The following is a 13,496-nucleotide window of genomic DNA, read 5'->3' as shown; positions in this document are numbered from 1 at the left end:
GGGAAGTCCGCGGACGGCGCTCAGCGGCTGCGGAGCTTCTGGATGCGCTTCTCGACCGGCGGGTGGGTCGCGAAGATCGTCGCCAGGATCCCCCGCTCGCCGCCGAAGATACAGAGGGCGGCGACCTCGTCGGAGAGTCCGTCGTTTTGCTGGCGCTGCTGGCGACCCCGGCCACGGCCGCGACCGCGGCTGGCCCTGGCCTCGGCGCGGGCCTCCTGTTTGGCCTTGGCGCCCTGCTGGATCTTCTCCAGGGCGCGGGCCATGGCATCGGGGTTGCCCGTGTACTCGGCGGCGTCGCTGTCGGCGACGTACTCCCGGTACCGGGAGATCGCGAACACGAAGATCATCACGAGGAACTGCGCGATGGTCCCCGCGATCATCCCGATGAAGAAGTCCGCCAGCCCGCGGTTGTCGCCCGCGAAGATGACGACGTACTGGACGACGATACCGACCATGGAGGCGATGCTCTGTCCAAGGAGCATCATCACCACGTCGCGGTTGTTGATGTGGGCCAGTTCGTGGGCGAGCACCCCCTCGAGCTCGTCGCGCTCGAGCAGGTCGATGATCTCCTGGGAGACGACCACGACGCCCGCGCCTTTCCGGCCGACCGCGAAGGCGTTCGGCATCCCCATCTCGGCGACCATCAGCCGTGGCTTGTCGATGCCCATGTCGCGGCTGAGCTGCTCGACGGCGTGGTGGATCTCCTGATACCGTCCCTCCTCGGGCATGTCTTCCGCGCCGACGCTGCGCAGCGCGGCCCACTTCCCGAACTTGTACTGGAAGCCGACCAGCAGGACACTCCCCACCGCGAACAGGGCGAGTATCGACGTGCTCTGGCCGAAGGCCAGGTACGCCAGCCCCGCCGCACCGGCGTAGAGGGCAAACAGGATGGTCCCGGAGAGGAGCATCCTGAGTTTCAGACCGATGTGTCGTACCATCACCCCACGGTAGGGGACGGGTGTTGAAAAGGTGAACGGCTCCTGACAGGCGCAACACACAACGTATAAACGCCTCCGCGCGGATCTCCGACGTATGCACCACGGCGTCGTCCCTGTTCTCGCTACCGGCGCGAACAGCGTCGGGCGTGCCGTGGTCTCCTTCTCGAAACGGAAACGCCGGTCACGGTAGGCTCGCGGCAGGCGTGGCGCCCCCGTCGCGGGCCCGTTCCGGCACCGACCGCAACTGACTCAACGCTACCGTTCCACCCCAGCAACATGGACTACGACACCTTCGGCGGCGTGTACCCCGCGATGTGCACGCCCTTCCACGACGACGGCAGTATCGACTTCCAGACGCTCCGCGACGACGTCCGCCGCCTGGAGACGGCGGGCGTCGACGGCCTCGTTCCAGTGGGGTCGACCGGCGAGTCCGCGACTCTCTCCCACGACGAACACGTCGAGGTCGTCGAGGCAGTCGTCGACGCCGCGGAGGACGTCCCCGTCATCGCCGGCAGCGGCTCGAACAACACCGACGAGGCCCTCTCGCTGTCCCGGCGCTCGGTCGAGGCCGGCGCCGACGGCCTGCTTCTGATCTCGCCGTACTACAACAAGCCCGAACAGCAGGGCTTTCTCGACCACTACCGGGCCATCGCCGACGCCGTCGACGTCCCCCAGATCGTCTACAATGTCCCCGGACGGACGGGACAGAACATCGAACCCGGGACCGTCGCGGAACTGGCCACTCACGAGAACATCGCGGGCTACAAGGCCGCGAGCGGCGACCTCGGCCAGATCAGCGAGGTCGTCGAGCGCACGCGCACGGAGGAGTTCGACGTTCTCTCGGGCGACGACGGGATGACCCTCCCCGTGCTCTCGGTCGGTGGCACCGGCTGCATCAGCGTCGCCGCGAACGTCGAACCCGAGCGGATGAGCGCGCTCGTGGACGCCGCGCTGGCCGGCGACTACGACCGGGCCCGCGAGCGCCACCACGAACTCGGCCCGCTGTTCCGGGCGATGTTCTGGGAGACAAACCCCATCCCGGTGAAGGCCGCTCTGGAGATCCGCGGACACATGTCCGGGCGCCTGCGCTCGCCGCTGACCGACCTGACCGAGGAAAACCGCGAGCGCCTCGAGGCCCTGCTCGCCGAGTACGAGGCGTTCGACGCCGCGGATAGCGACAGCGGGACGGACGAGGTCGTGGAGGCCGGCCGATGAAGGTCGGGGTCAGCGGAGCCGCCGGCCGGATGGGGCGGACCGTCATCGAGACTGCCGCCGACCGCGACGACGTCGAGGTCGCCTTCGGCGTCGACGTCGACACGGACACGGACGCCGACGTCCCGCTCGTTACACCGGACGAGGTCGCCGGCGCTGTCCGGGAGCACGACCCCGCCGCCGTCGTGGACTTCACCGTACCCGAATCGACGGCGGACCTCGCCGAGGTCTGTGCCGCCGAGGGCGTGGCGCTCGTCGTCGGGACCACGGGGCTGGAGGAGAGTCACCTCTCGGTCGTCCAGGAGGCCAGCGGCGCGACGCCGGTGCTGAAGGCGACGAACTTCTCGCGGGGCGTCCAGGCGTTCCTGCGCGCGCTCGGGCCCGCGCTTGAGGCGCTGCCGGGCTACGACCTCGAGCTGATGGAGACCCACCACAACGGCAAACGCGACGCCCCCAGCGGGACCGCAAAGACCATCCTGGAGGCCGTCGCCGAGCACCGCGACTTCGAGACGGTCTACGGCCGCGAGGGGATCCAGCCCCGCGAGGAAGGCGAAGGGGAGGTCGGCGTGATGGTCCGCCGCGCCGGGAACGTCCGCGGGGAGCACGAGGTCATGCTGGCCGACAACGACGAGGTGCTCACCCTGACCCACCGGGCGGAGGACCGTGCGGTCTTCGCCGAGGGGGCCCTCGACGCCGCAGTCTGGCTCGCCGGCAGAGATCCGGGCTGGTATACCTTCGGGGACGTGATCGACGACCAATGAGCCTGCAATCCGAGGTCGAGACGCTCTGGGAGCGCTACCAGGACGGGCTGACGGCGGCCGACGCCGGTGGCGACGAGTACGCGACACTGGATGCGTTTCTCGACGCCCTCGAGATGGGCGACGTCCGGGCCGCCGAGAAGTCCGGCGGCGAGTGGGAGGCGAACGAGTGGGTCAAGCAGGGCATCCTGCTCAACTTCGGGCTCCGGGAGACCCAGGCCCGGGAGCACGGCGGCGTCACCTACAACGACGTGCTCCCGCTCGCGGACACCGCCGACCTGGGCGGGCGCGGCTCGCGCAACACGCCCGACGGCACCGTGATCAGGCGCGGGGCGAACCTCGGGGAGGACGTCATCATGATGAGCCCCTCCTTCGTCAACATCGGCGCGCGGGTCGGCGACGGCACGCTCGTCGACTCCTGCGATACGGTGGGCTCCTGCGCCCAGATCGGCGCCGACGTGAAACTCGGCGCGAACACGCTCATCGGCGGCGTGCTCGAACCGGTCGAAGACGCGCCCGTGGTCATCGAGGACGGCGTCTCGCTGGGCGCGGGGACCCGGGTCACCTCCGGGTTCGTCGTCGGGGAGAACAGCGTCGTCGGCGAGAACACGCTGCTGACCCCCCGCATCCCGGTCTACGACCTCGTCGAGGAGGAGGTCGTCTACGGCCACCTGCCGCCCGAGCGCCGCGCGTTCATCCGGTACGTCGAGTCCTCGGTCGGCGACCACGACCTCTTCGAGGGCGGCGCCTACAAGCCCGCCGTCGTCGCGACGGGCGTCGAGGAGGAGACCCTGGAGGCGACCGAACGGGAGGACGCGCTCCGGGAGTGAGATGACCGGGACACCCGCCTACCGGCTGGCCGACTGGGACGAGGAGCGCCTGTGCCGGCTGGCCGGGGACCACGCCACGCCACTGTACGTGCTCGACCTCGACCGCGTGCGGGCGAACTACCGCCGCTTCGCCGACGCCTTCCCCGACGCCCACGTGATGTACGCCGCGAAGGCACACACCGGCCGAGCCGTGCTGGAGACGCTGCTGGAGGCGGGCGCGGACATCGAGTGTGCCGCCGCCGGGGAGCTCCAGCGGGCCGTCGAGGCCGGCGCGGACCCGAACACGCTCCAGTACACGGCGGTCAACCCTCCGGGTCGGGACCTGGACTACGCCGTCGACCTCGCGGCCGAACACCCCGGGCTGACGGTCACCGGCGGCGCCGAAGATACGTTCGACCGGCTGGCCGAGCGGGGCTACGACGGCCGGGTCGCGCTGCGCGTGAATCCGGGTATCGGCACGGGCCACCACGAGAAGGTCGCCACCGGCAAGGACGCCAAGTTCGGGGTCCCGGCCGGCCGAGTGTCCGAAGTGGCCGCTGACCTCGATGACCGGTTCGACTTTGTCGGTGTCCACGCCCACGTCGGCAGCGGCGTCCTCCGCGAGGACCTTGACGACCACGTGGAGGCTATCGCCCGCATCGCCGACCTGGCACGCGAGGCCGCAGCGGCCGCCGGGACGGACCTCGAGTTCGTCGACGTCGGCGGCGGCTTCGGCGTCCCGTACCGCCCGGAGGAGGAGCCCCTGGACATGGACGAGGTCGCCAGCCGGGTCAGGGAGGCCGTCGGCGACCTCCCGGGTCGACTCAAACTCGAGCCCGGCCGGTACGTGGTCGCGGACGCCGAGTGCATCCTGACCCGCGTCAACACGGTCAAGGAGGCGCCCGGGACGACGGTCGTCGGCGTCGACGCCTCGCTGGCGACGCTGATCCGGCCGGCGATGTTCGACTCCTACCACCACATCCGGAACGTCTCGGCGCCCGACCGCCCCGACGAGCCGGTCTCGGTCGGCGGGCCCTGCTGTACCAGCGCCGACGTTTTCTGCACGGACCGACCGATTGCGCGCCCCGAACGTGGGGACGTGCTCGCCATCGGCAACGCCGGCGCCTACGGCTACGAGCTCGCAAACCAGTTCCACTCACAGCCCCGGCCGGCCGAGGTGGCCATCGAGGGCGAGGAAGAGCGGGTGGTGCGGCGCCGCGAGACGCTGGCGGACGTGACCCGGCTGGAGCAGTAGCGGCGGCAGCGGTCGTGGCTCGCCGGCGCCGTGCTCAGGAGATGTGGATCGCCGGCTTCCCGGGCTCGGCCTTCCGGGCCATCTCGCCGTCCTCGGCGCGCCGGACGGTCACGTCGGCTCCGAACTCGTCGTCGAGCAGCCACGCCGCCCGCTCCAGCACCTCGCGCTCGGTGTCGGCGTCCAGCGCCGGCTCCAGTTCGCGAGCCCTCGCCTGCAGGTCCTCGGCGTAGGCCTGGGCGGCCTCGCCGTGTCGCCCGACGGCCTCGTCGTTCATCAGAAGGCCGACGACGGCGGCGTCGGGGTCGGCCTCCCGGGCCAGCCGGTGGGCGCGGTACTTCCACTCGGGGGCCAGCGCCACCTCGATGTGTCCGGGGTCCTCCAGGCCCGCGACGTCCACGATGTCCCGGACGTCCGCACGCAGCGTGCCCACCAGATCCCGTTCGGCGGCGAAGGAGTCGACCTCGTGCTCGACGGCCGGCCAGTCGGCCTCGACGGCCAGCCCGCCGCCCCGGAGCATGTTCCAGACCTCCTCGCCCAGATAGGGGGTGATGGGGGCGATAAGGCGGGCCAGCACCAGGAGCCCGCGCCGGTAGACTGCCTCATGTGGCGTGTCGTAGGCGCGGTACTGGCCCAGGAGGTCCGCGAGCCGCCGGACCTCCGTCACGGCCTGGTGGAAGCGAAAGCGGTCGTAGTCCTCCGCGGCCGCGAGCACCGTCCGGTCGACCTCGCGGGCGACGTACTCGTCGTGGGACCGGCGCTCTTCCCTGACGTCATCGCGCTCGACGAAATCCTGGGCCAGCCCGTGGACCTGCTGCTGGAGGTCGTAGGCCGTGGAGACGTCCTTGGCGGTCCACTCGAAGTCCTGTTCGGGGTGGGCCGCCGAGAGCACGAACAGTCTCGTCGTTTCGGGGCCGTACTCGTGGGGTGCGACGACGTTGCCTCCCGTCTTCGACATCTTCTCGCCGCCGTGGAGCACTGTCCCCTGGTTGATCAGCCGCTGGACGGGCTCGCGGTGCTCGAGCAGCTCCAGGTCCGCGAGCGCCCGGGCGAAAAACCGGATGTACAGCAGGTGGAGCACCGCGTGTTCCTCGCCGCCGACGTAGGCGTCGACGGGGAGCCACTCGTTGGCCAGTTCGGCATCGAAGGGCGCCTCCTCCAGGTCCGGCGAGAGGTACCGCAGGAAGTACCACGAGGAGTCGACGAAGGTGTCCATCGTGTCGGTCTCGCGCTCCGCCGGCCGGCCGCAGTCGGGACACTCCGTCTCGACGAAGCTGTCGATCGCTTCGATCGGGTTGCCGGTCGTCTGGACGAACTCGGGCAGTTCGACGGGCAGGTCCTCCTCGGGGACGAGCACCGGGCCACACTCCTCGCAGTGGACGACGGGGATCGGCGTCCCCCAGTACCGCTGGCGGGAGATGAGCCAGTCCCGCAGCCGGTAGGTGGTTTCGGGCTCGACCTCGGTGAAGTCCTCGCGGATGCGCTCGCGGGCGGGGGCGCTCGCGAGGCCGTCGTACGCCCCGCTGTCGGTGAGCATCCCCTCGCCGGTGTAGGGCTCGCCGGGCAAGGGGTCCGGTCCCTCGACCGGCTCGACCACCTGCCGGATCGGGAGGTCGTGCTCCAGCGCGAAGGCGTGGTCGCGGTCGTTGTGTGCCGGCACGCCCATCACGGCGCCGGTCCCGACGTCGTCGAGCACGTAGGCGGCGACGTAGACCGGGACTTCCGCGCCGGTGACCGGGTTGACCGCGACCGCGTCGGTTTCGACGCCGGTCATCCCCCCGTCTCCGCGGGTCCGCTCGAGGTAGGCGGCCACGTCCTCGTCGTCCTCGGCCAGCGAGACCGCCAGGTCGTGGCCCGGCGACACGGCCACGTAGGTCGCGCCACAGACAGTATCCAGCCGCGAGGTGAAGACGTCGACCTCGCCGTGGCCGGGCACCTCGAAGGTCACCGCGTCGCCCTCCTGTCTGCCGATCCAGTTGCGCTGGATCTCCCGGACGCTGTCGGGCCACCCCTCCAGGTCCTCGAGCCCCTCCAGGAGTTCGTCGGCGTAGTCGGTGATCGTAAAGAACCACTGGTCGAGCTCGCGGCGGCCGACTGGCGTCTCACAGCGCCAGCAGACCTCCTCGCCGTCGTGCTCGTCGACCTGGGCGTCAGCGAGCACCGTCTCGCAGTCAGGACACCAGTTCACCGCCGCGGAGGTGTACTCGACCAGATTCTCCTCGTAGAACCGGCGGAAGAAGTACTGGTTCCACCGGTAGTATTCGGGCTCGCAGGTGGTGACCTCGCGGGACCAGTCGTAGCCAAAGCCCAGCGACTCCATCTCCTCGCGCATCCGCTCGATGCAGGCCTCGGTCCAGGACTGGGGGTCGGTGTAGCGCTCGTAGGCGGCGTTTTCGGCGGGCAGGCCGAAGGCGTCCCATCCCATCGGGTGGAGGACGTCATCCCCGCGCATCCGCCGGTAGCGGGCGTAAGCGTCCGTGATGGCGTAGTTGCGGACGTGGCCCATGTGGAGGCTGCCGGAGGTGTAGGGGAACATCCCCAGCACGTAGGTCGGGTCGGCGGCCTCGCCCAGCTCGTAGACGTTCTCGCGGTCCCAGGCGTGTTGCCAGAACTCCTGGACCCGCGCGTGGTCGTACCCCTGTGGCATTTGCCCGGTATGCGGGGCCCGCGTATTTGATTGTTCGCCCGACGGTCCGGCGTTCCGGGATAGCCACGGACGCCGCGGGGCGTCGTGTGCCGTCCGGCCCCGACGAGCCGTTTTTATCCCGCCGGACGAACTCCCGGTGTGGACTCCCTGGAAACGGAACTGGAGCGGGCGCGCGAACTCGATGTCGACGAGGTGGCCGACGCCATCGAGTCGATCGGCTTCGAGTGCACCCGGTGTGGCGGCTGTTGCAAGGCCGTCGAGACCGAGGAGGGGGCCGAGGAGCACACCGCGACGGTCTTTCCCGACGAGGTGCGCCGGCTCCAGGAGACCGGCGACTACGACTGGCGCGACGTCGCCCGGCCGATGCCGTTCGGACTGAGCGACGGGGCCGAGGGTCCCGAGGGGGAGACCTTCGAGTGGGCGCTCCAGACCGACGGCTGTGGGGACTGTGTCTTCTACGAGGAGTCCGAGGGAGACGAGGGCGCGAGCGAGGGGAGCGGTGAGGGTCCTGGCACCTGCACCGTCCACGACGACCGGCCGCTGATCTGCCGGACCTATCCGTTCAGTGTCGCGCTGGGCGGGACCAGCCAGCCGATGGGCGAGGCCGTCGACAGCGCGGGACCCGAGGTCCCGCGAGCAGACGGAACCGCTGCGGACGGTTCCGTCGACAGCGAGGGGCTGGTCCGTGCCCACGAGTGCGAGGGGCTCGGCCGGGACATCTCCCGCGACGAGGCGGAAGAGCTGGCAACGACCCTGAAGGAGCGGGCGGTCCGCGAACTGGAGGAGGCCATCGCCGTCCGCGAGGCGTACCGCCCGGTCGACGCAGACGGCGTGGTCGTCCACGATTCCGAGGGGCCCAAGCGCCCGGACGGGAGCCCCTACGAGTGATCGGAGAGACGGCAACTACTATGGATGATGACCGCCTATACGTGGCTGGAGGTCTAGCTACCCTTGGAAATCTCGAATGAGTTGCTGTGTCTGTTCAGTGCGGACGTCTCGGACGACGGTGACCGCTACGTCGTCGAGGTACCGAAACGCGAGGTCGAGACCGGCTCGGTCGAGGCGGGACGGACGTACCGGGTCGCGCTCATCGAGACCGGCGCCCGCGAACCGACGGACACCGAGGAGACGGAGGAGACGCCCACGGGCGAACCCCAGCCGCCGGTCGAGCCCGGCGAGATACGCTACGTGGAGATCGAGGACCTCGGCAAACAGGGCGACGGCATCGCGCGCGTCGAGCGGGGGTACGTCATCATCGTCCCCGGCGCGGAGGTCGGCGAGCGCGTCAAGGTCGAGGTGACGGAAGTCAAGTCCAACTTCGCGGTCGGCGAGGTCATCGAAGAGTCGGTGTAGGGTTTCCTACCAACCGCGGCCGGGGTCGACGCTCACACGCCGGCTTGCGTCTCCAGCGCGTGGCGCTGCGGACCGCTCCACGCCCGGCCTGCGGACGGGCGGCGCAGAACCGCCAGACAGCGGCCTGTTAACCGTCCGTACCAAACCCGGTTTAGGTGCGTCCCCGTTATCCAGAGACATGAGCGCGACTGCCGACACCAGCGGCCTCGGTCTCTCGGAGAAACAGCGCCGCATCCTCGAACACCTCCGCGAGCACGCCGACGAGCAGACCTACTTCAAATCGCGGCTCATCGGCGAGGCTGTCGGGCTCTCCGCCAAGGAGGTCGGGACGAACATGCCCGCGATCCAGGGCGGGGATGTCGAACTCGACGTCGAGAAGTGGGGGTACTCCTCCTCGACGACGTGGATGGTCACGCGCGCGGACTGATCACGCGTCGTGACTGACCAGGTCGGGCGCCTCGCTCGCGAGGGCGGCGGCGTCCCGGCCGAAGGAGTCGGCGTAGCGCACGAGCAGGACCAGAAGCGCCTCCGGTTCGGCCAGCGCGTAGCCGTCCTCCCGGGAGAGGATGCCGGCGCGTTCCAGGTCGGCGGCGTGGCTGCTGACAGTCGGCCGCGAGACGCCGAGCCGGTCCGCGATCGCTGCGGCGCTGGCCTCGGGGTCACGCAGCAACTCGATGACCATCCGGCGCGGGGTCTCGCGGCGGAGATACCCCAGCGCGACCTGCTGGAACTCGCCGAACCGACCGGCAAGGAAGTACCGCCGGTAGTCGCCGTCCTTGCGGCTCTCGACGGTTCCGGCCTTCTCCAGTTCCCGGAGGTGGTACTGGGTCTCCCCGGTCCCGAGCTTCAGGTCGTCCCGGACCCGCGAGAAGTGCGCCCCGGGTGTCGCCCCCACGTAGCCGACCAGCGCGTCGCGGGTGTCGCTCTCCCCGTCGGCGGATGCGGTCCCGGCAAAGCGGGACAGCGGCGTCGCTGCGCCGAGGGCTGCGAAGCGACGTAACGTCGCCCGCTTCTCGGGGTCGACGTCCCCCTCCCCGTCGCGACTCATCGTCGGCCGTACGTCGCCCGTGGCTAAAAGGCTTGGTTCCGCCGACGCCTAATTCGACCCGCTGTCGCCGTCCTCGGGGTTGAACTCGGCGCCCTCCGCACTCTCCATCTCCTGGTCCATCTCCTCGATCACTTCGTCGGGGTCCCGGATGTCCGCGCCGGCAGAGCCCTCCTTGACGGCCTGGGCCTGGGCCTCCATCTCCTCGATGTCCGCCTCGGCGTCCTGGTCGATCTGGCCGAGGATCTCCTCGATGTCGTCCAGCCCGAGCATCTCCCGGGCCTCGTCGTCGAAGTCAAGCCCCTCCAGGACGTGACCGTTCTCCTTGACGTCCGACCCCTGGAGGTGCTTGCCGTACCGACCCACCAGCGAGGTGAGCTCCTGGGGCAGGACGAACTTCGTCGACTCGCCTTTCCCGATCTCCTCTAAAGTTTCCATCCCGCGCTCGATGACCGCGCGCTCGCCCATCGCTTCGGCGGATTTCGCCCGCAGGACCGTCGAGATGGCGTCACCCTGGGCTTCGAGGATCTGGCTCTGCTTCTCACCCTGGGCGCGGATGATGTTGGACTGTTTCTCACCCTGGGCTTCCTCGATGGCCGAGCGGCGTTCCCCCTGAGCTTCGAGGATCATCGCACGCCGGCGACGCTCCGCGGAGGTCTGTTGCTCCATTGCCTGCTGGACGTCCTGGCTGGGGTTGACCTCCCTGACCTCCACACTCTCGACGCGGATCCCCCACTCGTCGGTGGGCTCGTCCAGCTCTTTGCGGATCTTGGCGTTGATCTCCTGGCGCTTGTTCAGCGTGTCGTCGAGTTCCATGTCGCCCAGCACCGCCCGAAGGGTGGTCTGGGCGAGGTTGGAGACCGCCCGCTTGTAGTCGTCGACCTGGAGGTAGGCCTTCTCGGCGTCCATCACCTTGATGTAGACGACGGCGTCCGCGGTGACCGGGGAGTTGTCCCGCGTGATCGCCTCCTGGCGGGGCACGTCCAAGGTCTGTGTCCGCATATCGAAGCGGTAGGTCTTGGTGACGAAGGGCAACACGAATCGGGGGCCGGGCTCGAGCAGTCCCTGGTACTTCCCGAACCGTGTGTACGCCCGCTTCTCGGTCGCGTCGACGATGACGATGCTGTTGTAGACCGTCACGATGGCGAGCAGCAGGACCACTACTGCCACCAGCGAGAGCGGGCTCAGCAGCTGTAACACCGGGGACATAACACTCTCTCTTCGGTGCGTTCACCCAAAAGCCTTCCCCGCGGGCGCCGCTCAGGCGTGAGAGCCCGATTCCCGCTCCGGTTCCCGGTCGCGTTCGCCGCTCTGACCGGTCTCGGCTGCTGCCTCGGTGTCCGCGGCCCGCCGCCCCCGGGCCAGCTCCCGGTCGATGTCGTCGGTGATGTTCTCGACGGCCTCGACGGTCAGGACGTTCCCGCCGCCGGGGTCGAGGACGATCACCTCCGTGCCCTCCGGGATCTCGCCGTCGATGCTGCGGGCCCGGTAGAAGGGGTTGAAGCCGCCGTCCTCCAGTTTCACCTCGCCCTCCCTCGGGCTGACGCGCTCGGTCACCCGGCCGGTCTGCCCGCGCAGCGAGTCCGAATCCGAGGTCTGGTCGACGCCCGCACCGGTGTAGATGTCGAACTGGCGGTACGCGTACAGCGTCGCGCCGCCGGTCGCCAGGACGACCGCCGCGAGGATCAGGACGTTGAAGATACCCAGCGCCGGCGGGAGGACGAACCCGACGAGCCCGGCGGCGAACAGCGAGACGCCGGCGACGAAAAAGTGTGCGCCAGGGGCGAAGGCCTCTGCTACGATGAGCCCCGTGCCGATGAGCAACAGGAGCGTCGGAAGACCCACCTGCAGCAGGTCCGGGAAGACAGCCATACCACTCCTTGGTGTCGCGCGACGAATAATCCTTCGGGGACTGTCGTCGCCGGCTCTTCCCGGCTCTCGGGGGAACCGCCGGCGGCCTCACCTATAGTAGGTCTTGAAACGATTTACACATCGACCACACTGCAGTCGTGCGGTCGAGTGTGCAATGACTTTCAAGACCTACTATAATTCGAGGCGGAGGCCCCACCCTCAAGGAGCGAGCCACTGCTGTGGCGAGCGAGTAGGGTGGGGAGGACAGCGCGGAACGAAGTTCCGCGGGCCGCGCGAGCGGGCGAAGCCCGCGCGCAGAAGCCGACACGGTACTGACCGGCCACCAGATTGTTGCCTGCTAACTCCCAATAATTAAGTAACTACAACTACATATGTGAAAACATCGTGGACTGCCGTCGAACCGCCGTTATCAAGCTCGAAACACCCGAAGGCGCGGATGCACGCCTGCGGGAGACTGTCGAGCAATTCAACTACTGCGCCAACACCGCGAGCGAGTGGTGCTGGCACGGCGATGACGGCTACCACGTCACATCGAAAGCGAAGGCCGAGGATGCACTGTACGACCAGCTACGTGAGGAGACGGAGTTGACCGCAAATCTCGTCCAGAAGGGGATTCGCCAAGCCGTCGAATCAGTCAAGAGCGGCGTCGAGCGGCTCAAGAATGACCAAAATACGTCTCGTCCGACGTTCACGGCTGATACCGCCGTCTACGACAAGCGAAGTGCCACCTTCCACCGCGACCACGTGTCGCTCTCGACACCGGATGGGCGTATCGAGTGTGACTATATTCTTCCCGACGATACCGACGTCCCGCCGACAAAGTACGTCGCCGACGAGGACTACGAGTTTCGGCGGGCGACACTCCATCGACGTGACGGCGACTGGTATCTCCATGCGTCGATGCTCAAAGAGGACGACGACACCGACACCACCACCGGGCACAGAACAGTCCTCGGGGTGGACCTCGGTGTGAATCAACTCGCGGTCGCTTCGACCGGACGGTTCTGGTCGGCAGACGAGTTTAACCACTGGAAACGAGAGTACGAGAAGCGGGTTGGCGACCTCCAACAGTGTGGAACGCGAGAAGCACACGACGCGATTGCAGGTGTTGAGCGCAAAGAAGACGGGCGCTTTGAGATATTCCTGCATCGTGTCGCCAACGAAATCGTCGCCGAAGCCCTCTCTCACGACTGTTCGCACATCGTGTTCGAGGACCTGACCCACATCCGTGAGAACGTGCCACAGGCGTCGTGGCACCATCTATGGGCGTTCCGTCGCCTCTACGAGAACGTCGCATACAAAGCCAGAGAACAGGGCGTCAAAGCCGTGCAAGTAGACCCACGGAACACCTCGAAGCGATGTTCGACCTGTGGGTTTACCCACGACGGCAACCGCCACGGAGAGGACTTCGAGTGTCTGGATTGCGGCTACCAGAACCACGCGGACTACAACGCCAGTAAGAATATCGGTTTGCAGTATCTCCGTCGTCGGCAAAACGCAAACGACGGAGGCGCACCCGTAGACGTGCGCTTGAATCGCGGGACGCTGAACGTGAGTGGAGAGTACAACCTTCCCGCCTCATCCGAGGCGTAGAACAGGAGTCCACGCGA

At 68.3% G+C, this 13,496-nt stretch carries 13 protein-coding genes; 8 read left to right on the top strand and 5 right to left on the bottom strand.

Features of this window, described 5'->3' with window-relative positions; translation table 11 throughout:
- Positions 1 to 20: 20 nt before the first annotated feature.
- Positions 21 to 908, bottom strand: a complete 888-nt coding sequence (locus GN153_RS07010; protein WP_159902216.1) for a M48 family metallopeptidase — start codon at positions 906 to 908, stop codon at positions 21 to 23.
- Between the two features lie 306 nt (positions 909 to 1,214).
- On the opposite strand from GN153_RS07010, the gene dapA reads away from it, so the two are divergent.
- The 4 genes from dapA to lysA are packed head-to-tail and all read left to right on the top strand — an operon-like array spanning position 1,215 to position 4,972.
- The gene (dapA, locus tag GN153_RS07005) at positions 1,215 to 2,153 is read left to right on the top strand and encodes a 4-hydroxy-tetrahydrodipicolinate synthase (RefSeq protein ID WP_159901156.1); all 939 of its coding nucleotides are present in this window, start codon (positions 1,215 to 1,217) and stop codon (positions 2,151 to 2,153) included.
- Positions 2,150 to 2,911: a 4-hydroxy-tetrahydrodipicolinate reductase gene (gene dapB / locus GN153_RS07000; RefSeq protein WP_159901154.1), complete on the top strand. Its 762-nt coding sequence runs from the start codon at positions 2,150 to 2,152 to the stop codon at positions 2,909 to 2,911. The genes dapA and dapB overlap by 4 nt, the downstream gene beginning before the upstream one ends.
- Positions 2,908 to 3,738 (top strand): 2,3,4,5-tetrahydropyridine-2,6-dicarboxylate N-succinyltransferase, encoded by an 831-nt coding sequence (locus tag GN153_RS06995; RefSeq protein WP_159901152.1) that lies wholly within the window; start codon positions 2,908 to 2,910, stop codon positions 3,736 to 3,738. Before dapB ends, GN153_RS06995 begins: the two co-directional genes overlap by 4 nt.
- Before the next feature lies 1 nt (position 3,739).
- Complete coding sequence (lysA, locus tag GN153_RS06990) at positions 3,740 to 4,972, top strand: diaminopimelate decarboxylase (protein ID WP_159901150.1); 1,233 nt, start codon at positions 3,740 to 3,742, stop codon at positions 4,970 to 4,972.
- Positions 4,973 to 5,006: 34 nt separating this feature from the next.
- Here lysA and leuS read toward each other — a convergent pair whose 3' ends face one another.
- Positions 5,007 to 7,616 (bottom strand): leucine--tRNA ligase, encoded by a 2,610-nt coding sequence (leuS, locus tag GN153_RS06985; RefSeq protein WP_159901148.1) that lies wholly within the window; start codon positions 7,614 to 7,616, stop codon positions 5,007 to 5,009.
- Positions 7,617 to 7,754: 138 nt separating this feature from the next.
- Here leuS and GN153_RS06980 point away from each other — a divergent pair, with 138 nt between their 5' ends.
- The 3 genes from GN153_RS06980 to GN153_RS06970 all read left to right on the top strand — a co-directional run bounded on the left by GN153_RS06980 (position 7,755) and on the right by GN153_RS06970 (position 9,396).
- On the top strand, positions 7,755 to 8,504 hold the full coding sequence (locus GN153_RS06980; RefSeq protein WP_159901146.1) for a YkgJ family cysteine cluster protein: 750 nt from the start codon (positions 7,755 to 7,757) through the stop codon (positions 8,502 to 8,504).
- A gap of 63 nt (positions 8,505 to 8,567) precedes the next feature.
- Positions 8,568 to 8,969, top strand: coding sequence for a TRAM domain-containing protein (locus GN153_RS06975; RefSeq protein ID WP_159901144.1), 402 nt, complete (start codon positions 8,568 to 8,570; stop codon positions 8,967 to 8,969).
- Positions 8,970 to 9,147: 178 nt separating this feature from the next.
- Entirely contained in the window at positions 9,148 to 9,396 is a 249-nt protein-coding gene (locus GN153_RS06970) for a DUF7123 family protein (protein ID WP_159901142.1), read from the top strand.
- On the opposite strand, the gene GN153_RS06965 is transcribed toward GN153_RS06970, so the two are convergent.
- From GN153_RS06965 to GN153_RS06955, 3 genes are read right to left on the bottom strand one after another with little or no spacing between them, the layout of a single operon-like run.
- Positions 9,397 to 10,017 carry a winged helix-turn-helix transcriptional regulator gene (locus GN153_RS06965; RefSeq protein WP_159901140.1) on the bottom strand — a complete coding sequence of 207 codons (621 nt, stop codon included), beginning with the start codon at positions 10,015 to 10,017 and terminating at the stop codon, positions 9,397 to 9,399.
- A 48-nt stretch (positions 10,018 to 10,065) separates the two neighbouring features.
- On the bottom strand, positions 10,066 to 11,223 hold the full coding sequence (locus GN153_RS06960) for an SPFH domain-containing protein (RefSeq protein ID WP_159901138.1): 1,158 nt from the start codon (positions 11,221 to 11,223) through the stop codon (positions 10,066 to 10,068).
- 51 nt (positions 11,224 to 11,274) lie between these two features.
- The gene (locus GN153_RS06955) at positions 11,275 to 11,886 is read right to left on the bottom strand and encodes an NfeD family protein (RefSeq protein ID WP_159901136.1); all 612 of its coding nucleotides are present in this window, start codon (positions 11,884 to 11,886) and stop codon (positions 11,275 to 11,277) included.
- A gap of 384 nt (positions 11,887 to 12,270) precedes the next feature.
- On the opposite strand from GN153_RS06955, the gene GN153_RS06950 reads away from it, so the two are divergent.
- On the top strand, positions 12,271 to 13,479 hold the full coding sequence (locus tag GN153_RS06950) for an RNA-guided endonuclease InsQ/TnpB family protein (protein WP_159901134.1): 1,209 nt from the start codon (positions 12,271 to 12,273) through the stop codon (positions 13,477 to 13,479).
- The last annotated feature ends 17 nt before the right edge of the window (positions 13,480 to 13,496 follow it).

It is taken from the genome of Salinirussus salinus, assembly GCF_009831455.1.
GTDB classification, from domain to species: domain Archaea; phylum Halobacteriota; class Halobacteria; order Halobacteriales; family Haloarculaceae; genus Salinirussus; species Salinirussus salinus.
This window is presented reverse-complemented; position numbering and strand designations above follow the sequence as displayed.

What these genes read in the sequence shown, in the direction of transcription:
- leuS (WP_159901148.1), bottom strand. Translation starts at nt 7,616, where the DNA reads ATGCCACAGGGGTACGACCACGCGCGGGTCCAGGAGTTCTGGCAACAC.
- GN153_RS06965 (WP_159901140.1), bottom strand. Translation starts at nt 10,017, where the DNA reads ATGAGTCGCGACGGGGAGGGGGACGTCGACCCCGAGAAGCGGGCGACG.
- GN153_RS07010 (WP_159902216.1), bottom strand. Translation starts at nt 908, where the DNA reads ATGCTCCTCTCCGGGACCATCCTGTTTGCCCTCTACGCCGGTGCGGCG.
- GN153_RS06955 (WP_159901136.1), bottom strand. Translation starts at nt 11,886, where the DNA reads ATGGCTGTCTTCCCGGACCTGCTGCAGGTGGGTCTTCCGACGCTCCTG.
- lysA (WP_159901150.1), top strand. Translation starts at nt 3,740, where the DNA reads ATGACCGGGACACCCGCCTACCGGCTGGCCGACTGGGACGAGGAGCGC.
- dapB (WP_159901154.1), top strand. Translation starts at nt 2,150, where the DNA reads ATGAAGGTCGGGGTCAGCGGAGCCGCCGGCCGGATGGGGCGGACCGTC.
- dapA (WP_159901156.1), top strand. Translation starts at nt 1,215, where the DNA reads ATGGACTACGACACCTTCGGCGGCGTGTACCCCGCGATGTGCACGCCC.
- GN153_RS06970 (WP_159901142.1), top strand. Translation starts at nt 9,148, where the DNA reads ATGAGCGCGACTGCCGACACCAGCGGCCTCGGTCTCTCGGAGAAACAG.
- GN153_RS06995 (WP_159901152.1), top strand. Translation starts at nt 2,908, where the DNA reads ATGAGCCTGCAATCCGAGGTCGAGACGCTCTGGGAGCGCTACCAGGAC.
- GN153_RS06960 (WP_159901138.1), bottom strand. Translation starts at nt 11,223, where the DNA reads ATGTCCCCGGTGTTACAGCTGCTGAGCCCGCTCTCGCTGGTGGCAGTA.